14 protein-coding genes are annotated in these 21,413 nt (G+C 72.2%); 8 read left to right on the top strand and 6 right to left on the bottom strand.

Annotation, left to right across the window (positions count from 1 at the left end; translation table 11 throughout):
• Window positions 1–133: 133 nt before the first annotated feature.
• From NDW01_RS26505 to NDW01_RS26490, 4 genes are all read right to left on the bottom strand, one after another.
• Window positions 134–1,684, bottom strand: a complete 1,551-nt coding sequence (locus NDW01_RS26505; protein ID WP_305883816.1) for a cellulase family glycosylhydrolase — start codon at window positions 1,682–1,684, stop codon at window positions 134–136.
• A 285-nt stretch (window positions 1,685–1,969) separates the two neighbouring features.
• Window positions 1,970–3,220 carry an NAD(P)/FAD-dependent oxidoreductase gene (locus tag NDW01_RS26500; RefSeq protein ID WP_252825043.1) on the bottom strand — a complete coding sequence of 417 codons (1,251 nt, stop codon included), beginning with the start codon at window positions 3,218–3,220 and terminating at the stop codon, window positions 1,970–1,972.
• 44 nt (window positions 3,221–3,264) lie between these two features.
• On the bottom strand, window positions 3,265–4,485 hold the full coding sequence (locus NDW01_RS26495) for a PP2C family protein-serine/threonine phosphatase (protein WP_252825042.1): 1,221 nt from the start codon (window positions 4,483–4,485) through the stop codon (window positions 3,265–3,267).
• On the bottom strand, window positions 4,466–6,205 hold the full coding sequence (locus NDW01_RS26490; RefSeq protein WP_252825041.1) for a right-handed parallel beta-helix repeat-containing protein: 1,740 nt from the start codon (window positions 6,203–6,205) through the stop codon (window positions 4,466–4,468). The genes NDW01_RS26495 and NDW01_RS26490 overlap by 20 nt, the downstream gene beginning before the upstream one ends.
• Window positions 6,206–6,423: 218 nt before the next feature.
• Between NDW01_RS26490 and NDW01_RS26485 the strand changes: the two genes are divergently transcribed.
• On the top strand, window positions 6,424–6,987 hold the full coding sequence (locus NDW01_RS26485; RefSeq protein ID WP_252825040.1) for a hemerythrin domain-containing protein: 564 nt from the start codon (window positions 6,424–6,426) through the stop codon (window positions 6,985–6,987).
• Window positions 6,988–7,017: 30 nt separating this feature from the next.
• On the opposite strand, the gene NDW01_RS26480 is transcribed toward NDW01_RS26485, so the two are convergent.
• A complete protein-coding gene (locus NDW01_RS26480; RefSeq protein ID WP_252825039.1) occupies window positions 7,018–10,335 on the bottom strand; it encodes a right-handed parallel beta-helix repeat-containing protein in 3,318 nt (1,105 codons plus the stop codon).
• A gap of 156 nt (window positions 10,336–10,491) precedes the next feature.
• Here NDW01_RS26480 and NDW01_RS26475 point away from each other — a divergent pair, with 156 nt between their 5' ends.
• Both NDW01_RS26475 and NDW01_RS26470 read left to right on the top strand, forming a co-directional pair.
• Window positions 10,492–11,715 (top strand): S8 family serine peptidase, encoded by a 1,224-nt coding sequence (locus tag NDW01_RS26475; protein ID WP_252825038.1) that lies wholly within the window; start codon window positions 10,492–10,494, stop codon window positions 11,713–11,715.
• A gap of 139 nt (window positions 11,716–11,854) precedes the next feature.
• A complete protein-coding gene (locus NDW01_RS26470; RefSeq protein ID WP_252825037.1) occupies window positions 11,855–12,466 on the top strand; it encodes a sigma-70 family RNA polymerase sigma factor in 612 nt (203 codons plus the stop codon).
• 162 nt (window positions 12,467–12,628) lie between these two features.
• Here the strand turns inward: NDW01_RS26470 and eccCa are convergent, their stop codons facing one another.
• Entirely contained in the window at window positions 12,629–16,567 is a 3,939-nt protein-coding gene (gene eccCa / locus NDW01_RS26465) for a type VII secretion protein EccCa (protein ID WP_454923424.1), read from the bottom strand.
• A gap of 351 nt (window positions 16,568–16,918) precedes the next feature.
• On the opposite strand from eccCa, the gene eccD reads away from it, so the two are divergent.
• The 5 genes from eccD (at window position 16,919) to NDW01_RS26440 (ending at window position 21,376) form a co-directional block, all read left to right on the top strand.
• The gene (eccD, locus tag NDW01_RS26460; RefSeq protein ID WP_252825033.1) at window positions 16,919–18,316 is read left to right on the top strand and encodes a type VII secretion integral membrane protein EccD; all 1,398 of its coding nucleotides are present in this window, start codon (window positions 16,919–16,921) and stop codon (window positions 18,314–18,316) included.
• A gap of 33 nt (window positions 18,317–18,349) precedes the next feature.
• Window positions 18,350–19,930 (top strand): type VII secretion protein EccB, encoded by a 1,581-nt coding sequence (gene eccB / locus NDW01_RS26455; protein WP_252825031.1) that lies wholly within the window; start codon window positions 18,350–18,352, stop codon window positions 19,928–19,930.
• A 158-nt stretch (window positions 19,931–20,088) separates the two neighbouring features.
• Window positions 20,089–20,415, top strand: a complete 327-nt coding sequence (locus NDW01_RS26450; protein WP_252825029.1) for a WXG100 family type VII secretion target — start codon at window positions 20,089–20,091, stop codon at window positions 20,413–20,415.
• Window positions 20,416–20,463: 48 nt separating this feature from the next.
• Window positions 20,464–20,787 carry a WXG100 family type VII secretion target gene (locus tag NDW01_RS26445; RefSeq protein WP_252825026.1) on the top strand — a complete coding sequence of 108 codons (324 nt, stop codon included), beginning with the start codon at window positions 20,464–20,466 and terminating at the stop codon, window positions 20,785–20,787.
• A 124-nt stretch (window positions 20,788–20,911) separates the two neighbouring features.
• Window positions 20,912–21,376, top strand: a complete 465-nt coding sequence (locus tag NDW01_RS26440; protein ID WP_252779252.1) for a type VII secretion system-associated protein — start codon at window positions 20,912–20,914, stop codon at window positions 21,374–21,376.
• The last annotated feature ends 37 nt before the right edge of the window (window positions 21,377–21,413 follow it).

Below are 21,413 nucleotides of genomic sequence, written 5' to 3'. Positions count from 1 at the left end.
CGCCCTCAACCGCCTCCTCGTCCTCAACGCGGAACCCCACCCCGGGCGCGGCACCGTCCTGCTGCTCCGCGAGGCCATCGGATTCTGACCCACCCGCCGGGGGGGGGGGCCCCCCCCCCACGTCTTGCCGGGATCAGGCGGCGGTGCAGGTGGGGGTGGGGGCGGTGTTGGAACCCGAGTAGGTCGCCTGGAATCCGAATGACGTCGAGGCGCCGGGGTTCAGGCCGCCGTTGAAGGAGGCGTTGGTCGCCGTGACGGCCGCGCCGGACTGGGTGACGGTCGCGCTCCAGCCGTTGCTGACGGCCTGGTTGCCGCCGAAGGACCAGGTCACCTTCCATCCCTTGGTGGCCGCGGTTCCGGAGTTCTTCACCGTCACGGTGGCGGTGAAGCCGTTGCCCCAGTCGTTGTCCACGTGGTACGCGGCGGTGCAGGCCGAGGTGCCGGTGCCGCCGCCCCCGGTGCCGCCACCTCCGCCGCCGGTGCCGCCACCTCCGCCCGAGCCGCCGACCGGGTCGAAGGCGGTGGACTTGACGGAGGACAGGTAGGCGTCCTTCGTGGTGTTGACGGTCGTCCAGTCGTCGTTCAGGATCCCGCCGGTGTCGCCGGAGTTCGGGTTCAGGCACCAGAACGTCCACTGGAACGAGTCCGTGCCGGTGCCCATGTACTTCACCAGGGCGGACAGCCACTGCTGGTCGATGGTGGACTGCAGCGTGGTGCCGAACTCACCGACCCAGACCGGGGCGACGTTCTGCTTGAACAGGTAGCCCCAGAACTTGTCCCACACGGCGGGCATGTTGTCGGGGAAGTTCGAGGCGTGGAACCACGTCTGGTCGGACACGCTCGTGGCGTAGTCGTGCGCGGAGTAGACCAGACGGTTGGCCACGGAGAGACGCACCGGGTAGGTGCCGGCGCCTTCGAGGTTGCCGCCCCACCAGCCGGAGTCGCCGTTGTAGGTCTGCACGCCCTCCACGAAGATCAGGAGGTTCGGGTTGACCGAGAGGACCGCGTTGCCGCCCCGCTCGGCGGCCAGCCGCCAGTCGGTCGAGGTGTCCCCGCAGCCCCAGCAGGCCGGGTCGTGCGGCTCGTTGTGCAGGTCGATGCCGACGACCGCGGGGTTGTTGGCGTACCGGCTCGCGATCGCCTTGAGGTTCGTGATCCAGGTCGACTCGGGGACGCTGGAGGTGTACCAGAGCGCCGACTGGCCGGAGGAGTCCGGGCGGTGCCGATCCAGGATGACCCGCAGGCCGATGGAGCCCGCGTAGTTCACGATGTGGTCCATGACCTGGAGCGAGTTGAGCCCCTGCAGGTCGGCGTTCTTGCCGCTGGAGAAGTCGATGCTGTTGGGCACCGTGCCCGGCTTGAAGATGTCGTCGGAGTACGGCAGGCGCAGGGTGTTGTACCGCAGCGACTTGATCTGGTCCAGCACGTCCTTGTAGTCCCGGCTCCACAGCCCGTGCACCACGTAGTTCGCCGTCTCGAAGCCGAACCAGTTGATGCCCGCGATGCGTACGGGGTTGCCGCTGGAGTCCAGGATCTGCCGGCCGCTGGTGTGCCAGTAGCCGGCGCCCGCGGCGCGTGCCTTCGGAGCGAGGGAGACGCCCCCGGTGAACGCGGCGAGGAGGGCGAGAAGAAGGACGACCAGCGGGAGAGATCTGATTCTCAGGCGTGCTCCATGAGCGAGCATGACACCACCTAACGTGACTCGTGCGGTTCAGACCCCGATGTGCCCCCGACTCCCCGGATTATGGGAGCGCTCCCACGGCTCCGTCGAGGCGGCGCTTCGCGATGGGGGAGCGGCGCCCTCCCGCTCGCCCGGCCGGGACCTCCGCGCCCGCGTCCCCGAGCCGCGCATCCCCCGGGTGACCTGCGGAGCGGCGGTCGTACGCCGCGCGCCCGGCCACACCCCCCGACCGGGGAACGGCACCGGCCCGTACGCCGGCGGGCATGAAAGTTTCGGCCGCGTCGCCGGTCAGCCCCGGCGGGCGATGATCGCGCCGGCGGCGCGCCAGCCACTGGCCAGCGCTCCCTGCGCGGACGGGCTGTCGCGGTGGTCGCCGGCGACGTAACGGCCGTCGCCGAGCGCCACCGGCCGGCGCAGCCGGCCCAGCGGCGGTGAGGCGTCGGGCAGCGCCTGCGGGATCCGTACGGTCGCCAGGTGCTCCCACTCCCCGGTTGCCGTGCCGTAGACCCGCGCCAGTTCGGTCCTGATCGCGTCGTGGTCGGCGTCGGGCGCGGCGACCGTGGTGGCGACCAGGTGCCGGCCGGGCGGGGCGTAGGTGGGCACGGCGTTGCTGACCACGATGGTGTTCGCGATGACCGGACCGCCGGGCCGGCCGGCGCCGTCACCGTCCAGGACGAGCGTCGCCTCGTCGAGCGGCGGTTCGGGGGCGGCGTGGTAGACGGTGGTCAGCGCGTGCATGCCCGGCGCGGGGAGTTCGGGCAGCAGCCGGGCGGCGGTGACCGGGTCGGCGGCGACCAGCACCGCACGTGCCCGTACCGGCCCGGACGGGGTGTGCGCGACCGTGCCCCGCAGCCGCTCCACCGGTGCGCGCAGCCGGATCCGGTCGGCCGGCAGCGGCGCCGCGATCGCCGCCGGCACCGCGCCCACTCCCGCGCGGGGCAGGCCGATGCGGCCGTGGACGAACGACCGGACGATCATCGCCAGGGCGTGGCTGGAGGTGCCCAGGCCGGGGTCGGCGAGGACCCCGGACAGGTACGGGCGGACGAGACCGTCGAGCATCGCCGGGGAGAGTCCGCCCATCACCCGGGCGGTGGTGGTCTCGGGTTCCCCCAGCAGCCGCGCCGGGGGCAGGGCGGCGTACCGGGCGATGATCGCGGCCAGGCGCACCCGGTCGGCGACGGTGCCGATGCCGCCGACGGCCGATCGCAGCATGCCCGGCACGCCCCGGGGATCGCGCAGCGGGTGCGCGTAGCGTTCCAGCCGGTCCCCGTGGCGGACCAGCACCCCGGCGCGGAACCATCCCATGTCCAGAGCGTCCGGGTCGACCAGGGCGGTCAGCCGTGGGTACGCCGTGTTGACGATCTGGAAACCGCGGTCCAGCAGGAACCCGCCGGCCGCGTCGGTGACCACCCGGCCGCCGACGCGGTCACCGGCCTCCAGCATCAGGAAGTCGACCCCGTCGCGGTGCAGGCGCCGGGCGGCCGCCAGCCCCGCCATCCCGGCTCCGATGATGAGCACATCGGTGTCCGCCCGCGTCACCCTCTGTCCATTTCCCCGTGTCGCACCGCTCAAGCGCCGGGCCTCTACGGCGAGGACGCGGCGGCGGGGTCGGCGCCGCCGGTCGTGCGGCGGCTCGCCGGCCGCGCGCCGTACCAGTCCAGGCACAGCACGGTGGCGTCGTCGGCGGGGTCGCCGTGGCACGCGTCCATGAGCGCGCCGGTCAGGACCCGAACGGCCTCCCGGGGGTGCAGGTCGCGGCTGTCGAGAAGGATCGCGGCCAGGTCCATCCCCCCGGAGCGCTCCCGCATGCCGTCGGTGTAGAGGAGCAGGCGGTCACCGGGGCGCAGGTCGAGGTCCTGGACGGTGTAGGCGGTCGGGGAGAACAGCCCGAACGGCAGGTCGACGGCCAGCGGCACCTCCTGGGGGACACCGTCGCGCAGGCGCATCGGCCAGGGGTGTCCGGCGTTGACGATCCGCGCGCGGCCGCCGTCGAGGCCGATGCGCAGCAGCTGGCCGGTGGCGAACCCGCTGCGGCCGTGGTCCAGCAGGGCCTGGTGGGCCTGCTGTGCCTGTTCCGCCAGGCCGCATCCGGCACGGCGTGCCCTGCGCAGCGCGTTGACCAGGAGAGTGGCCAGGATCGCGGAGTCCACCTCGTGCCCCATGGCATCGGTGACGGACAGGTGAACGGCGTCACGGTCGAGCGTGTAGTCGTACGTGTCCCCGCCGATGTCGTCGACGGGAACGAGAGCGCAGGCCAGGGTGAACTCGGCCGCTTCGCAGCAGGCCGCGGACGGCAGGAGCCGGTGCTGGATCTCGGCCGCCAGGCTCATCGGGGTGGTGCGCTGACCCCACTCGTACAGGTCGGTGAAGCGCCGGTCGGTGACGATGATGTACGCCAGCGCGTGCGCCGCCTCTATGACCTGCCGCAGCACCTCCTCACCGGCGTCGGGCAAGGTCAGCTCCAGCACGCCGATGGCGTCGCCGCGGTTGGTCACCGGCGTGATCACCCGCTGTCCGCCGTCGTCGGCCGGCAGCCGGCGCGGCCGCTGGGTGCGCAGGACGGTTTCATAGTCGCTGTCCCGAAGGGCGACACGTTCGGCGTCCCCACCGCATTGGACCTCGTGGGTCAGCCGCACCAGTCCCTGCCCGATCAGATCGACGAGGAGGAACGACACCGCACGCGCCCCGAACCGTTCACACAGGCTGCCCGCGACCACGTCGACGGACGCCACCGGCTCGGCGTTCTCCGCCGCCGCGAGAACCTCGCTCAGCCCGAACCTCTTCTCACGGGTCCGGGGACTCATCTCGGGGACCTTTCTCAGGAGCGGGCGGGGAGCCGGGACGGCCGGAGTCGTCGAGTCCGGGATTCTGGTACCAGCACCCCTCGGACGGGACGGTGTCGAAGCGGCTGGTGCCCTCGGCGTTGCCCAGGAGGTCGTTGTCGTGCACGAACCCGGCGTGGCAGTCGCCGGAGTCCGTGATGACCAGGCCGTGGGTCTGTGTCTTGTCCGGCTGGCTGTCCCAGGCACGGTTCCCGCAGATGGTCGCGCTCTCGGTGTCGGCGGCCAGCCTGATGCCCGCCCTGACGCCGGGTGCGCCCGGCAGCCGGTACCGCGTGCCCGACGGCGGAGGGCCGTCGGCCCACGCGGTGGGCGACCCGGGATGTCTCGGCGCGAGCTTGAGCTCCGTACGGCTGTTGCCCACCACCAGCGCCTCCTGATCAGCGACGGTGACGCACTTGCCCTTGTGCCCGTTGGGCCGCCAGTCCGCCGCGGTGTCGACCACGGACAGGGGCGTGTAGGACACGTTCTCCCCGGCGCCGTCGTATTCGTGCTCGCACCGCCGGCCGTTGTTGCGGAACCTGTTGCTGGTGACGGTGGGGTCGACGAGAGGCGAGTCGACGGTGATGCCGTCCAGGCCGTTGCCCCAGAACTCATTGCCGTCGATGATCACGTCGGCGGCCACCGCCTGCCGGCCGCTGTCCAGGTTGTGCTGCCAGTACCCGTAGCGGCCGTTGCGGCTGATCCGGTTGGCGGCGAAGGTGTACGGGCCCGGCGTGTTGCCGATCGCCACGCCGTCGGTGATGTTGTCCTCGATGACGCAGCCGGTGACGACGCCGCCGCGTCCGGCGACTCCGGAGGGGCCGAGGGCGGACACGTCATAGCCGGCCTGGCGGTTGGCGAGCATCGTGCAGCCGGACACGACCAGCCCGTCCGCGCCCCAGTCGGAGATGCCGAACCGGTTGCCCTCGGTGTGGCAGCCGACGATGCGGATGCCGCGGGTGGGGGCCCAGTGGGCGTCCTGCAGTTCCACGAAGATCCCGTTGGTGCCGTTGTCCACCGCGGTGCAGGCCGAGATGGTGCAGCGTTCGATGGTGCCCCAGCCGCCGAGGCCGATCCCGATGCCGGCGCCGCCCATCGACTCTCCGGGGTCGAGCCGCCCGCAGTGGACGGTCAGGACGTTCTCGACGAGGGTGTCCTGCAGGAAGTCGCAGCCGAATCCGGTGCTGGGGACATCGTGGATGTACAGGTCGCGGAAGGTGCCGCGCAGCACGTACTGGAGCCCCAGCCCCTTGGAGTAGGGGGCGTACTCCTCCAGTTCCACGCCGGAGCCGTCGATCTCGAAGCACGCGAAGGTGCAGTCGGCGATGTGGCGCTTCCGGCTCGCGCCGTGCCGCTCGATGGTGAACCAGGCCAGCGGGGTACAGGCGGTCCGGTCACCGGGGTTGGCCAGCAGGAACCGCGTCGCGGACCGGCCCGCCCCGATCAGGGAGATTCCGCTCCGCCAGGCGGTGGCAGCGTCCCGGATCGAGTACCTCCCCGAGGGGCAGTAGATCGTCCGGGGCTGGTCGTCGTCGGCGCAGGCCGCCCCGAGGGTGTCGACCAGCGCCTGGAGCGCCGGCTGGTCGTTGGTGACGCCGTCACCGACCAGGCCGTGCTCGCGGGCGTTGTAGACGAACGGATCCGCCCAGGGGAAGAAGGTCCCGGGGTGGCCGCTGCCGGCGGACGGATCTGGACCTGACATGTTCTTCTCACCTCGGTGCGCGGCCGCGTGCGAAGGAACCGGTCTCCTGTGCCGCTCACTGCGTCCGGTTCCCTCGCTCACGAGCAGAAAACGCATGTCATCCGAAAGTGTCCCTGGTCTTCGGTGGGTGACGCGCCGGGAAGGACGTTTCGCCGCCCGCGACAGGGGCAGGGGCGCCGGTGAGCGGTCATGAGGAACGGCTCCCGAGGCGACCGGAGATGAACCGATCCGAGAATCTGATCAGTGTCCTGACCGAGGACCATCGTGATTTTCAGCAACTGCTGGCCGAGCTGGGTTATCTGGCCGACTTCGACCGGCTGCGGCGTTCGGTGGCCGAATTGATGATCGCGGAGATGGTCCGGCACGCCGTCGCCGAAGAGACCTACGTGTACCCGGTGGCCCGCGCCCGCCTGCCCCAGGGGCGGCTGATCGTCGAGCAGGAGATCGCCGGGCACGAACAGATCGAGCGGATCCTGCGGGACCTGGGCCGACCGGATCTCAACGCTGCGGAGTTCTCCTTCCACCTGTCACGGCTGGAGGCCGAGTCGCACCCGCATACGCAGGCGGAAGAGGACCGGCTGTTCCCCCTCCTGGCCAGGCACCTGAGCGAGGAGGAACTCGTCGACCTCGGGCGGAAGGCGGTGGAGGCGAAGGAGAAGGCGTCGATCCGGAGGTACCTCGCGGACCCGGACTCCTCCCTTCGGGACCGGATCGTCGCCTCCGGCACGACCCTGGTCGAACGGGTCCGGGCCTACCTGCGCACCGGCGCCTACCCGCTCTGACCGGCGGCCGGGCGGTCAGAGCGGGCCGGATCAGCGCGCGCTGGGGGTGTTCGCGGGCGGCAGGTCCTCGGGCAGCAGGAGGCGCAGGTCCGCCACGCCGGGCGACCGCATCCCGCCGAGCCGCCGAGCCTGGTGGGTGATCATCGTCTCCAGGAGCTGCCGCACGAGCCGCGCGTTGCCGAAGGTCCGGTCCCGCGGCAGGGTGTCGAGGTGTCCGCGCAGCGCCGAGAGCGTCTCCGGAGCGCACTCGTACCCTCCGGCCGCGGCCTGGTTCCGCATGATCTCGACGAGCTCGTCGGTGCTGTAGTCCTCGAACTCCACCTGCCGCGAGAACCGGGAGGCGAGACCGGGGTTGGAACTCAGGAAGCGCTGCATCTCCTCGGTGTAGCCGGCGACGATGACGACGACCTCGTCACGGTGGTCCTCCATGAGCTTGAGCAGGGTCTCCACCGCCTCACGGCCGAAGTCGTTGGACGCTCCCTCGGGAGTGAGGGTGTACGCCTCGTCGATGAACATCACACCGCCCAGCGCGCGCTGGAAGACCTCCTTCGTGAGCTGCGCGGTGTGGCCGACGTAGCGGCCGACGAGGTCGGCGCGCGCCACCTCGACGAGCTGGCCGCGCGGCAGGACGCCGAGGCTGTGCAGCAGCTCGGCGTAGAGCCGGGCGACGGTGGTCTTGCCGGTACCGGGCGAGCCGGTGAAGACGAGGTGCCGGCTGAGCCGGGGCACGGGCAGCCCGGCGGCCTCCCGCTGCTTGGCCGTCGCGAGGAGGTCGACGATGTCCTTCACCTCGCGCTTCACCCCGTTCAGGCCGACCATGTCCTGCAGCCGCGCCAGCAGCGTCTCGCGCTCCGCGCCCGCCGCGCCGTCCTCGACCGCGGCGTCGCTGACGTCCTCCGGCATCAACAGGGTGAGGTCGCTTTCGGCCGGGTCGGTCATGGACGCGAGCCGGAACGCCTGCCGCTCGATCATCTCCTCGAAGACCAGACGGGCGGTACGGCCGTTGCCGAAGGTGGCGTCGCGCGGCATCCGCTCGTAGTGCGTGGCGAGCGCCTGGCGGGTGGTCGGGTGCAGCTCGTAGCGGTGGCTCTCGCAGAGCTTCTCGGTGATCGTGACGAGCTCGTCGACCGAGTAGTTGGTGAACTCGATGGTCCGGCTGAACCGCGAGGCCATGCCCGGGTTGGCGGACAGGAACGACTGCATCTCGGCGGTGTAGCCTGCCGCCACCACGACGACCTCGTCGCGGTGGTCCTCCATCAGCTTCACGAGGGTGTCGATGGCCTCCCGGCCGAAGTCGTGGGAGCCGCCCCTGCCCTCGGTGACCAGGGTGTACGCCTCGTCGATGAACAGGACGCCGCCGAGCGCCTCGTTGAACGCCTCCGTCGTCTTGATGGCCGTCGCGCCGACGTACTGGGCGACCAGGTCGGCGCGGGAGACCTCCACGAGGTGCCCGGAGGGCAGCAGGCCGAGGTCGGCCAGGATCCCGCCGTACAGTCGCGCGACCGTGGTCTTGCCGGTGCCCGGCGGGCCCGCGAAGATCAGGTGCCGGCTCATCGGGGGGACCGGCATGCCGAGCCGGGCCCTGCGCTGCGACAGCTGGTTCAGGTTGACGAGCGCGCGTACCTGGCGCTTGACGCCCTCCAGGCCGATGAGGGACTCCAGCTCCTCCAGCGGCCCGCCGGCCGCGGGAGTGCGGGTGTCCCTGCCCTCCGCCGCCGCGCCGGCGGTCTCCCCGCCGGCCTCCTCGCCCCAGGAGTCGGGAACGCCGTTGCCCGAGCTGTCCAGGTCCCGCACGGTCAGCCGTCCGGGCCGGGACTGCCGCAGGCCGGCGCCGCGGTTGTCGCGCACGGCGCAGCCGGTGACGGAGACGGTCTCCGCGGTGTCCACCCGGACGCCGTCGCCGACGCTCCCGGTCAGCTCGCAGGAGGCGAGCGTGGCCCGCGCGCCGGTCGACAGGAGCACGCCGTGGGCGCCGGAGCCGCTGATCCGGGCCCGGGTCAGGGTGAGGTCGCCGCCCTCGCGGACGACGACGCCGGAGGCGTCGCTCTCGGCGACCGCGCAGTCCTGGAGCGCGCCCATCCCCCCGGAGTCGACGGAGACCCCGGCGTCGCCGGGGGAGCGGAACTCGCAGTCGCGGAAGGTGACGTTCGCGCCGCTCGCGATGCGCACCGCGGCGCCGCCGGACCGCTCGACGACGCAGTGCTCCAGCCGTCCGCGCCCGTCCTCGGTGACCTCCACCCCGGTCCCGCCGGGCGCGCTGATCGTGGCGTTGCGTACGAGCGGGTTGGCGCCCGACCGGATCGCGACGGCGGTGCCGGCGGCGTCCACGACCTCCAGCCGGTCGAACTCCGGGACGGAGTCCTCCGCCAGCAGCACGGACGCGGACGCGTCGGCGCAGTCGCGCACCGTCGCGGCGTTCAGCGTCGGCGAACTGGACCCGGCCACGTGGATGCCGGGCGCCGTCGAGCCGGCGAACTCACAGTTCTCGAAGGTGCCGCGGGAGCGCTCGGTGACGGACAGCCCGCTGCCCTTGGTACGGGCCGTCCGGCAGCGCCGCAGCAGCGGGTCCGCGCCGTCGGCCAGCACGATGCCCGGACCGGCGGTGATGTCGCTGACCGAGACCTCTTCCAGCGTCGGACGCGACCCGCTGGTCACGTACACGCCGGTCGCGCAGTCGCGGACGCTGGTCCGCGCGACGCGGGTGGCGCTGTCGCCCTCGAGGGCGATGGCCGGCTTGGACGTGGTGGAGATCTCGCAGTCCTCGATCGTGCCCTGGGCCTCGCCGTTGGTCAGCAGGCCGTTGCCGCGGGCGTCCCGCAGCCGGCAGTTCCGGATCGCGGACCGGGACTTCTCGCCCAGCACGACGGCGGAGGTGCCGAGGTTCTCGATGAGGCAGTCCTCGATGACGCTGGGCGTCTCCGAGGTGTCGACGACGCCGGCGCCCACGGGGTTGGTGATCCGGCAGCCGCGCATCGCGAGCGAGCCGGAGTTGCGGGACAGCACCGCCGTCCAGCCGGAACCGGCCACGGTGCAGCCCTCCATGGCGACCTGTCCGCGCGCCGCGTCCACCACCGGCACGTCGTCGCCGCCACCGCGCAGCGTGAGGTCCGTGAGCATCACGGCGTCCGCCACGAGCATCACCGCGGTGCCGCTGCGCGGGCAGATCTCCACGCTGCCGCGGTCCCCGTCGGCCACGATCGTGACGCGGGTCCGGATGAAGAGGCTCTCGGGGTACCGGCCGGGCTTGATACGGATCACCGATCCGGTACGTGCCGCCGCCAGCGCCTCCTCGATTGTCCGGAAAGCGCCCGGCTCTTCCGGGGAGACCGTGAGCAACTGCCGAGACACGCTGAACCCTCCTAAGTCGGTCCGAATGCCGACGAGACAACCATCATGCCGTTCGCGTGGACCGCTTGGCACCCTTGCCGGGAAGGGCTCTGACCAGCGGCGACACTTTTCCTGGACGACAAGAGAACGACAAGATCGCAACTCTACGCTGAGCGCATGCGACGTGTCCCCCGGCGCCTGTGCGCCGTGGCGTCGGTGGCCGCCGCCATGGCCTCGCTCTCCGTCTCCGCCCTTCCCGGAGCCGCGGCGGCCACGGCGTACGAACGGCCCCCCGGTGCCGCACCCGGCCCCGTCAGCCTGCCCGCCATACCGTCGGCGCTCGCGCCCGGCCGGCCGTGCACCGGGGCGTCCCCCACCGCCGCCCACGCCCGGCCGTGGACCGCGGGCGCGCTCGGCCTGGACCGGGTCCGTGAGCTCAGCCAGGGCGCCGGAGTCACCGTCGGTGTCGTCGACACCGGCGTGGGCGTGAGCGCCCCCGCGCTGGCCGGCCGGGTCACCGCGGTCGCGGACGCCGGCAACGACTGCGTCGGGCACGGCTCCTTCGCGGCCGGCCTGATCGCGGGCCGTGGCGAGGACGCGACCGGCGGCGGGATCGCGCCGCAGGCGCGGATCCTCGCCGTGCGCGGCACCAGCGGGACCGGCACTCCCTCACCCGGAGCGGTGGCGGCGGGCATCCGCACCGCCGTCGACCGCGGGGCCCGCGTCGTCTACGTCGGCGCCGCCCTGACGACGGGCAGGCAGGAGCTGACGAACGCGGTCCTCTACGCCACCCGCAAGGACGCCGTCGTGGTCGCGCCCGCGGCGCCGGACGCCGTGGCCACCACCGCCGGAGGCGTGGCCTCGGCACCGCCCGCGCGCCCCTACTTCCCCGCCTTCATCCCGCAGGTGGTCGCGGTCGAGGACTACGGGCAGGACGGCTCACGCCCGCAGAACGCGCCGAACGTCTTCGCCGCCGACCTGGCCGCGCCCGGCGACGCCGTCGTGGGCATCGGCCCCAAGGGCGCCGGGAACTACATCGGCTCCGGCTCCTCGCTGGCCGCGGCGTTCGTCGCGGGTACCGCCGCCCTCGTGCGCGCGTACCAGCCCCGGCTGACGGCGGCCGAGGTCGCGAACCGTCTGGTCACCTCCGCCTACCCCGCGGCGAAGCCCGTCCTCGACCCGTACGCCGCCGTGGCCGCGGTGTCGTCCCCGGCGACCGCGCGGCCGGCATCCGCCGCTCCCATGCGGATGCCGGGCCGGACCTCGCACGCCGCGCGTACCCGCGCGCTGGTCGTCGCCTCGGTCGGGGGCGGGATCGTCGCCATCGTCGCCTGCGCGGCGGTGATCGTCCCGCTCGGCCGGGCCCGGGGCTGGCGGCCGGCCGGTGGTGATCCGGTCTGACTCCGCCGGTGTCAATGTCGGCAAGTCGGCGGCAAGGACTCGCCAAGACCACGGCTTGATCGTTGAGGCTTCATCAATGGCCGAGGTCAAGCCGTGGCCGTCTCCGGAATGACGAATCGTGAGAATGAGGTCGCCCTACATGACGCACAGCCGAGTGCTGGACCGGCCACCGAGGATGGTCCGGAAATTCGTCATGCCGCGACGGCATGACGTTCCGCGTGGTCCGGCTCCGCAGCCCGAGCCGTCGCACGACGACGCCTTCTCGCGCACCCTGTACGAGCGGCACGGCACCGTCCTGCTCAACTTCACCCTCCGGCTGTGCGACGGCGACCGGCACCGCGCCGAGGACATCGTCCAGGAGACCGCCGTACGGGCCTGGCAGCACCGCGGGATCCTCGACCCGACGACGGACCGGATCCGCACCTGGCTGTTCACCGTCGCGCACCGGCTCGTGATCGATCACTACCGCGCCCGGCAGGCCAGGCCGAACGAGGTCGGCGACGACCAGCCCGAGGAACGGGCCGTGCCGGACCCGGCCGAGCGGGTCGTCACGCTGCGGGCGGTGCTCGAGTCCATGACCGAGCTCACCGAGCAGCAGCGCGAGGTCCTCATCTACACCTACTACCTCGGCTGCAGCGTGGAGCAGACGGCAACCGCGCTCGGCCTCGCGCCGGGGACGGTCAAGTCCCGCGCCCACTACGCGATGCGCGCGCTGCGGGCGTCCCTGCGCGCCCGCGCCGTCATGGACTGAGCGACGCGCCCGCGCCGTCACACGAACCGAGCGGCGCCGCCCGGGTCCCCGGCCCCCGGGGACCACCGGTACCCAGGCCCTCGCGATGGCCGGTGCCGGGCCGAGCGGCGCCGCTCCTTCTTCCGCGGGACCCGAGCGGCGCCGTTCTCTCTTCCGCGCCCCTCAGTCGAGCAGGGCGGTCTGGATCTGCACGGCCTTGCGCCGGGCGATCCGGATCGCCCGGCCGGGCGGCAGGATGCGGCCCTTGACGTTGCCGAACAGGTATCCCTCGTCCGGCGGGCAGGACATCAGCAGGGACGGCGTGTTGACCTCCTGCAGCCGGCGCATCATCATCTCGCCCATCCCGCGGCCGGCGCCCGCGGCGGCCCGGGCGACGACCACGTGCAGCCCGACCTCCCAGCCGAGGGCGAGGTGGTCGATGATCGGGTCGAACGGATGCTGCATCGGGCCGGCCCCGACCATGTCGTAGTCGTCGACCAGGATGAACAGCCGGGGGCCGCTCCACCAGTCGCACAGCTTCATCCGGGACGGAGTGATGTCCGGCCCCGGCAGGCGGCCCTTGATCGCCTGGCCCGCCCCCATGACCAGCTCGCGCAGCGCGTCGATGCTGACCGCGTGCCCGAGGCGGTACTCCTCGGGGACCGCCTCGACCAGCTCACGGCGGTAGTCGACCACCATGATGCGCGCCTCCGCGGGCGTGTACCGCTCGGTCACGGCGTGGGCGACCAGGCGCAGCAGGTTCGTCTTGCCGCTCTCGGTGTCGCCGACGACCACCAGGTGCGGGGTCTCGGCGAAATCGTGCACCACGGGGGAGAGCCGTTCTTCCTCCAGGCCGATCGGCACCCGGAAGTCGCCCTCGGGCGCCGGCAGTTCCCGCACGCTGAGCTGGGCCGGCAGCATCCGCACCGGAGGCGCGGCGGGGCCCGCCCAGCTCTCGCGCACCGCGGCGACCAGGCCCGCGACGCCGTCGGCGAGGTCGTCGGCGCTCTCCACCGAGTCGATGCGCGGCAGCGCCGTGAGGTAGTGCAACTTGGTGTCGCGGGTGATGCCGCGTCCGGGGACGCGCGGCACGCTCGCCGCGCTCCGGGTGTCGACCTCCGAGTCCATCGGGTCGCCCATCCGCAGCTCCAGGTGGGTGGCGGCCTGGTCGCGCACGGCCGCCGTGAGCTCCACCCACCGCGCGGTGGTGACGATCAGGTGGATGCCGAAGCTGAGGCCGCGCGCCGCGATCGCGGCGAACGTCTGGATGTACCGGTCGAAGTCCTGGCGCACCGTCGACCAGCCGTCCACGACGAGGAACACGTCCCCGTGCGGCTGGTCGGCGAACTCCCCGGCCGCCCGGCGGCGCCGGTAGGTCGCCATGGAGTCGATGCCGTTGAAGAGGAAGAACTGCTCGCGGTCGGCGAGCAGCGCGGTGACCTCCGCGACGGTACGGCCGACTCGCTCGTGGTCCAGGCGGCTGGCGACCCCGGCGACATGTGGCAGGCCGGTGAGACCGGCGAGCGTGCCACCGCCGAAGTCGAGGCAGTAGAACTGCACTTCGCGGGGGGTGTGGGTGAGGGCGAGCGCGGTGATCAGGGTGCGGACGAGCGTGCTCTTGCCGCTCTGCGGGCCGCCGGCGATGGCGACGTGCCCGCCGGCCCCGGACAGGTCGACGACCAGCAGGTCGCGGATCTGCTCGAAGGGCCGGTCGACGATGCCCAGCGGCACGGTGAGCCCGCCACGCCGCTCCCAGTCGACGGTCGTCAGGCCGAACACGTCGTCGGGCGCGAGCGGCGGGAGGATCTGGTCGAGGGTGGGCGGCAGGTCGAGCGGCGGCAGCCACACCTGGTGGGCCGGCGGCCCGGCGTCGCGCAGCCGGTCGACGGCCACCGACAGAAGGGTCTCGGCGGTCTCCTCGGGCTCCTCCGGGGTCTCCTGGACCGGGACGGGCTGGATCTGGGCGATGCGGGAGGCGGACCAGGGGACCACCTGGCTCGCCACCCGCGCCTGGTCGGCCTTGCCGCGCCCCCGGTAGGGACCGGAGGAGTACGCCGCGCGGAACCGGGTGAGCGCCTCGACGCCCGTCTTGAGGAAACCGGCGCCGGGTTGGGGCGGCAGCTGGTGGGCGTCGGGCACGCCCAGCACGCCGCGGCTCTCCATGGCCGAGAACGTCCGCAGGCCGATGCGGTAGGACAGGTGGCTCTCGAGCTGGTGCATGCGGCCCTCGTCAAGCCGCTGGGAGGCGAGCAGCAGATGCACGCCCAGGCTTCGGCCCAAACGGCCGATCATGACGAACAGCTCCATGAAGTCGCGGTGCGCGGCGAGCAGCTCGCTGAACTCGTCGACGACGACGAAGAGGCTGGGCAGCGGCTCCAGCGGTGTTCCGGCCGCCCGGGCCTTCTCGTACTCCAGCGCGGACACGTAGTTGCCCGCGGCGCGCAGCAGTTCCTGGCGGCGCATGAGCTCGCCGTGCAGCGCGTCCCGCATGCGGGCGACGAGGGCGGCCTCGTCGGCCAGGTTCGTGATGACCGCGGAGACGTGCGGCAGCTCGTCCAGGCCGAGGAAGGTCGCACCGCCCTTGAAGTCCACCAGGACGAAGTTCAGCGTCTCGGAGGAGTTGGTCAGCGCCATCGCGAGCACAAGGGTGCGCAGCAGCTCGCTCTTGCCCGAGCCGGTGGCGCCGATCAGCATGCCGTGCGGGCCGGTGCCGCCCTGGGCGGACTCCTTGATGTCCAGCTCCACCGGCTTGCCGTCGGCACCGACCGCGATCGGCACCTTCAGGCGTTCCGCGGCGGTGCGCTTGCGCCAGAGGGAGTGGGGATCGTGCCGGTACAGGTCGGGGATGCCCAGGAGCGTGGCCAGGTCCGTGGTGGCCGACAGCGGCTCGGTCCGCTCGGACCCGACGCCGAGCCGGTACGGCGCGAGCCGCCGGGCGAGCGCGGTCGCGGTCGGCACGCCCAGGGCGTCGGGCCGGCCGAGCACGGTCAGCTGCTCCTTGCGCTCCCGGTCGGTGCGGACGAGCCGGATCTCGCCGTCGCCCACGTCGAGGCGGAGGGTGGTGCGGCCGGGCCGCCACGTCAGCGCGCCGGACATGTCGAGCACGACGACGTTGCGCATGCCCGGGCCGTCCAGCGCGTGCCCGGCGGGGATGGTGCCCCCGTCCACGATGAGCGCCGCGTAGGGCTCCTCCCGGCCCGGCATGGCCTCCGGGTCGTACGTCGGCCGCTCCCAGAACTCCGCGCCGAGCATGCCCTCCAGCTCCGGGAAGTCCGAGGCGATCATGCGAACCTGGCCGGCGGCGTCGCTGTCGTGGGGGTTCAGGTTGTGCGGCAGCCACTTGACCCACTCCCACTCCGCCAGGCGGTCCGGGGCGACGCAGAGCGCGATCCACAGGTCGTCCGGCGAGTGGAAGACGGCGAGCTGGGCGACCATGGCGCGGACGGCTCCGCGGATCTGTGCCTCGTCGCCCCGGAACAGCACGCGGGCCCAGGACTGCAGGTAGACGGCGGTGGGCTGGTCGGGCACGGTGGAGTACGCCCGGATGAAGCCGCGGAGCGCGTGCGCGGTGAGCGGCTCGAGGTCCTGGACCGGTTTGGTGGTCGTCGGCGACAGGCGCAGGCCCAGCTTCTGGTCGCCGACCGCCAGTCGCGTCTCGGCGAAGTCGGGGTCCGAGGGCCGGCGCTCCCACATCCGGGTCGTGCCGACCATGGACCACAGCGTCTGCGGTGCCGGATGCCGCCAGGCCAGGGCGCGCTGCTGGTCGTGGACGGCCGTGCGCACCTTGCGCCGGGTCTGGGAGAGGTAGCGCAGGTAGTCGCGGCGGGCGCCCTTGAGCTTCTGCTTGCGCTCACCGCTCTTGCGCATGCCCTGCCCGACCATCATGCCTCCGGCGGCGAGGACCATCAGGCCGAGGGCGAGCGGCAGGAAGCTGTTCTTGGCCCCGCTGCCGCGCGTCATGTACATCATCACCATGGCCACCGACATCAGCGCCATGGGCAGGTACGTCCAGACGGCGGAGTTGTCGGGCACGGTCTCGGGCATCGTGGGCGGTTCCTGAAGGGTGAGCTCCCCTTCGGGCATCTCGGGCGGACGCCGGCGCATCGGCCTGCGGAACAGCACGAAACTCAACGAACGGCCTCCTGGCGTGGTACGACGAAGCGCCGCGCCGGCGGACGGGAGTCGCCGGGCGCGCTCGGCGGAGTGGAGAGCCGCGGAGAGGACCTCGCGGAGCGGGCCGGTTGCGTCACCGCGAATCGTACAGGTGAGATGCCCTCTGCGTCCCGATTCAGGGACGTACGCCACGTTCGTACGGGCAATCGGATATTCGGGTGAACCAGGAGGCGATCTCCTGCGTATGCCCGAGTGGAGAGCACTGCCCAGACGGACCGACGTGGAGTAACAACCCATTCACGCGCCCGGCCGCCGCTCGGCGACGGCGACGGGCGTCCGTGGAAAGAACGAGTGAGCCCCATGAGCAAGAGCTCGGCGGCGGACCTGTGCCGACTGACGGTACGCGCCCCCGCCAAGACCATCGACCTGGCCGTACCGGCCGACGTCCCGGTCGCGGACCTGCTCCCCGCCGTGCTCGGTTACGGCGGGGACGATCTCGGCGAGAGCGGGATCGAACACGAGGGCTGGGTGCTGCAGCGCCTGGGCGGACCGCCGCTCGACGAGGACGCCACCCTCGAGTCCCTCGACCTGCATGACGGCGACACCCTCTACCTGCGGCCTCGCACCGAGGCGCTACCCGAGGTACGGCTGGACGACCTGGTGGACGGCATCTCCACCACGATGAAGGACAGCAAGTGGGGGTGGAGTCCGCAGGCGAGCCGGCGGCTGCTGCGCGGCCTGGCGGTGTTCGTGATGATCGCCGTACTGGCGGTGCTCGCACTGCCGAGCGGACCGACCGAGCAGCGGATCGTGGCCGCCGGCGCCGGCGCGCTCCTGCTGCTCGCCGGGGCGGCGGCGGCGAGCCGCGCGGTGGGCGACGCCGCGACGGCCGCGCTCCTGGGCGTCATGGCCGGCCCGTACCTCATCCTGGCCGGGTGGCTGCTGCCCGGAGGCAGGCTGTCCGGACCGGACGGCTTCGAGGTGGTGGGCGCCCGGCTGCTCGCCGCGTCCGCGGCCGAGGCGGGCGGCGCCGTGCTCGCGCTGGCCCTGGTGGCGGCGTACACGTCGTTGTTCGTCGGCGCGACCGTGCTGGCCTTCGGCGGCGCCCTCGCGGGGGCCCTCATGATGGTCGCGGGACTCCCGCCGGAGGAGGCGGCCGCGGTGGTCGCCCTGCTCGCGGTCGTGTTCGGCGCGTTCGTGCCGGCCATGTCGTTCCGGCTGTCCGGGTTGCGCATGCCGCCGCTGCCGACCACCCCCGAGCAGCTCCAGGACGGCATCGAACCGCGCTCGCCGAAGGCCGTGGCCGCCCGCGCGGTCCTGGCGGACGGCTGGATGACGGGGATGTACGGCACGGTCGGGCTGGCCTGCACCGCCTGCCTGACCGCGGTGGCCCACCACCAGGACCTGGCCCAGCTCGTATTCGCGTCCGCGCTGTCCCTGCTGCTGGTGCTGCACAGCCGCGGCCTCGGCAACGTCTGGCAGCGCCTGTTCCTGGCCCTGCCGGGAGTGTGGGGAGCGGTCACGATCGTCGCCGTCGAGGTCGCCAGGAGCGGACCGACCGGCCGGGTGATCATCGCGGTGGCGCTGATGGCGGTCACCGCGAGCCTCCTGATCGCCGGGTGGACGGTGCCCGGCCGCCGGATGGTGCCGTACTGGGGCCGCGGCGCCGAACTCCTGCAGAGCCTGGTCGCGATCGCCATGCTGCCGCTGACCCTGTGGGTCCTCGGCGTGTACGGCGAGTTGCGCGCCATCGGCTGACCAGGACACGAGAGCACGACGGAAGAGGCGACGATGCAGTCCCGCCGCGACCAGGTCCACGCCCACATGTTCGTCATGGGCCGCATCACGTCGGGGATGCTCCGGGCGGATCCCGACGCGCCCGAGAGCCCCCAGGGCCGTACGAACCGGGGGGTGATCATCGGCATCGTGATCGCCGTGCTGCTGTGCGGCGGGGCGTTCGTCTGGGGCCTGATCTCGCCCGGCCGGTCGGCCTCCTGGCAGAACGCGGAAAGCCTGATCATCGACCAGGAGACCGGCGCGTCCTATCTCTACGTGGACGGGCGGCTGCGCCCGGTCCAGAACTACGCGTCGGCGCGGCTGATCGGCGGTTCCAGGCTGACCGCGCACCACGTCCGGACCAAGTCGCTGGCCGGGACGCCGCACGGTCAGCCGGTGGGCATCATCGGCGCGCCCGACGCGCTGCCGTCGACCGGCGCCCTGGCCGAGGGGGCGTGGGCGGTCTGCTCCGGCACCGGGGCGGGCTCCACGGCGCCGGTCACGACCCTCGCCATCGGAGTGGGGGACGCCGGCGACGGCGCGCTGACGGCCGGTCAGGGACTGCTGGTCACCGCGCCCGACGCGCACGTCTACCTGGTGTGGCAGGGCAGCCGGCTGCGGCTCGACCCGAAGGGCGGAGCGGCGACGGCCCTCGGCTACGGGGGCCGGACCCCGACCCCGGTGTCGGCCGCGTTCGTCGACGCGCTCCCGGCCGGACCTGACCTGGCCGCCCCGGTCGTGCCCGGCATGGGCGGTGCGGGGCCGTCGCTGGACGGGCACGCGACCCGCATCGGGCAGGTCTTCAAGGTCGGGGTGCTGGGGTCGAAGCCGCGGTACTACCAACTGCGCCAGAACGGCCTGACGGAGGTCACCACGACCGTCGCCGCCCTGATCCTGGCCGATCCCGCCGTACGCGCCAAGGCGTACGGCGGCAGGACGCCCGACGCGACCGCCCTCGCCCCCGACGCCATGAACGGACGGATGGCGCCGGACACGACCGCCGCGGGCGCGCTGCCCGAGACGCCGCCGCACCTGGTCGACCTTCAGCCGGACCAGAACGCCTGCGCCCGGATTCAGCCGACCGCCGTGGGGCCCCGGGTCAGCGTCGCGCTGCAGGACCCGGCCTCGCTCGGCATCCCCGCCCAGGCGGCGACCACATCCGCCTGCACGCCCGTCGACCGGATCACCGTGCGACCCGGCGGCGGCGCGCTGGTGCGGGTCCTCCCGGCGGCGGGCGGCACGGTCGGCGGCACGACCTACCTCGTGACCGACACCGCCACCAAGTACCGGGTGGCCTCCGCCTCCGACCTGGCGGCGCTCGGATACTCCAGCGACCAGGCGGTGGCCCTGCCGTCGCCGCTGCTGAACATGCTGCCCACCGGACCGGACCTCAGCACGGCGGCCGCGCAGGCGGGCGTCTCCTCGAGCACCGCGCCGCCCTGCGCGGCTCCGGGCGAGGCGGCGCCGGGCCCGGGCAAGGCGGCGAAGTCCGGTCAGGCGGACAAGGCGGCGACCCCAGGGGCGGGCAAGGCGCCGGCGAACGGCGCGGCGGGCAAGTCGGCGAAGACCGGTCCGGGCAAGGCGACGACAAGTTGACGGCAAGTCGGGGTTACTACCACGGAGTACGGAAGGAGACGCGAACCGGTTGGCGGCGCGCGCCGATGGCGGTGCTGACCGAGCGAACCTCGACGCACGATCTCGCTCTCGGTTTCCCGTGAGCACCGAACCAGAGAGGCAGGCGCGGCATGGCAGGCATGCAGCAGTCAGAGGTCAGGGCGACCAAGAACGGCATTCAGGCCCTGGAGATGGCGTACACCGGAATCACCAAGATCAAGCAGGACGTCGAGTCCACCCGCTTCAACCTGGCGGCCGGCTACAAGGGCTCGGACGGCCAGGCGTTCCAGGACCTCGTCAACTCCTGGGAGCAGCAGGCGGACGTCATCCTCAAGAACCTGCAGGACATGGTCGACAAGCTGAACCAGACCCTCACCTCGCAGCACCAGCAGCAGGGCTCCAGCAACGAGTCGATCAACCAGGGCTACCAGCAGGCCCAGGCCGTCTTCAACGCCCTGCACGGCTGACCCCAGATCGACCCGGCTCTTTCCTTCTGACGCGAAACGAGGACACCGATGAGCGAGGACTTCACCGACGGTTTCATCTACGTCGACTACAACCACATGGGCAACGCCGCCGACGACCTGGTCTCCCAGACCCAGGCCATCGCGCAGACGATCTCCAACATGGAGATGGAGCTCGCCGAGCTGAAGAAGCAGTGGATCGGTGACGACGCCCAGGTCTACAACCAGAAGCAGCAGGCCTGGGACAACGCGATCAAGGCCATGGAGCAGATCCTCACCAGCCACTCGCAGCTGCTCGACGAGATCTCCGGCAGCTACAAGTACAACGAGAACAGCCTCAGCCAGATGTGGTCCGAGGTGCGCATCGGCGGTTGACCGCCCGCCTCCGGCCGCCCGCCACGCGGGCGGCCGGAGGCGGCCGGCAGGCGAACGCCGAAATCCCCGGCCGCGAACCGGACCGGCCGGCAGTGGAACCGACAGACCTCGGAACAGCGGAGCCATGGCAGATCAGAAGAAGCTGGCGCTGGACAAGGACTCGCTGCAGAAGTTCGTCGACAACGACATCACGAACTTCAGCGACTCCCTCGACAAGATCGCGCACAAGACCGACACCCAGGGCACGCCGCCGATCGACTTCCTGCTGGGCAAGGGCGAGAGCACCGCGGACAACGATTTCTACCGGCTGCACGCGCCGCTGGCGATCGGTGCCCTGGCCAAGGACTCGGCGACCAGCGGCAAGGCCCTCGTCGACAAGATCACCACGTCGGCGCAGTCCATCTCCGACATCTACGCGCAGCAGATCAAGCTCTTCACCGATCTGCACACGTACCTCAACACCACGATCAAGAAGCTGATGGACGCCCAGCACGGCTCGCTGGACAAGATCGACGGTAAGGCCTTCCTGGATGCCCTGGGCACGGTGCCCAATGACTTCAATTCGGCTGGCGGCACCCAGTCCACCTGAACCGCGCTGAGTCCTTCCCCTTCTTCCGACGCCAAGC

This window comes from Actinoallomurus soli, assembly GCF_024055715.1.
Taxonomy (GTDB): Bacteria; Actinomycetota; Actinomycetes; order Streptosporangiales; family Streptosporangiaceae; genus Actinoallomurus; species Actinoallomurus soli.
The sequence above is the reverse complement of the archived record's forward strand: the minus strand, read 5'-3'. Positions and strand labels throughout refer to the sequence as shown.

Excerpts from the sequence above, each read along its gene's own strand:
- NDW01_RS26505 (WP_305883816.1), bottom strand. The coding sequence starts at position 1,684 with ATGCTCGCTCATGGAGCACGCCTGAGAATCAGATCTCTCCCGCTGGTC.
- NDW01_RS26495 (WP_252825042.1), bottom strand. The coding sequence starts at position 4,485 with ATGAGTCCCCGGACCCGTGAGAAGAGGTTCGGGCTGAGCGAGGTTCTC.
- NDW01_RS26490 (WP_252825041.1), bottom strand. The coding sequence starts at position 6,205 with ATGTCAGGTCCAGATCCGTCCGCCGGCAGCGGCCACCCCGGGACCTTC.
- NDW01_RS26485 (WP_252825040.1), top strand. The coding sequence starts at position 6,424 with ATGAACCGATCCGAGAATCTGATCAGTGTCCTGACCGAGGACCATCGT.
- NDW01_RS26475 (WP_252825038.1), top strand. The coding sequence starts at position 10,492 with ATGCGACGTGTCCCCCGGCGCCTGTGCGCCGTGGCGTCGGTGGCCGCC.
- NDW01_RS26470 (WP_252825037.1), top strand. The coding sequence starts at position 11,855 with ATGACGCACAGCCGAGTGCTGGACCGGCCACCGAGGATGGTCCGGAAA.
- eccD (WP_252825033.1), top strand. The coding sequence starts at position 16,919 with ATGAGCAAGAGCTCGGCGGCGGACCTGTGCCGACTGACGGTACGCGCC.
- eccB (WP_252825031.1), top strand. The coding sequence starts at position 18,350 with ATGCAGTCCCGCCGCGACCAGGTCCACGCCCACATGTTCGTCATGGGC.
- NDW01_RS26450 (WP_252825029.1), top strand. The coding sequence starts at position 20,089 with ATGCAGCAGTCAGAGGTCAGGGCGACCAAGAACGGCATTCAGGCCCTG.
- NDW01_RS26445 (WP_252825026.1), top strand. The coding sequence starts at position 20,464 with ATGAGCGAGGACTTCACCGACGGTTTCATCTACGTCGACTACAACCAC.
- NDW01_RS26440 (WP_252779252.1), top strand. The coding sequence starts at position 20,912 with ATGGCAGATCAGAAGAAGCTGGCGCTGGACAAGGACTCGCTGCAGAAG.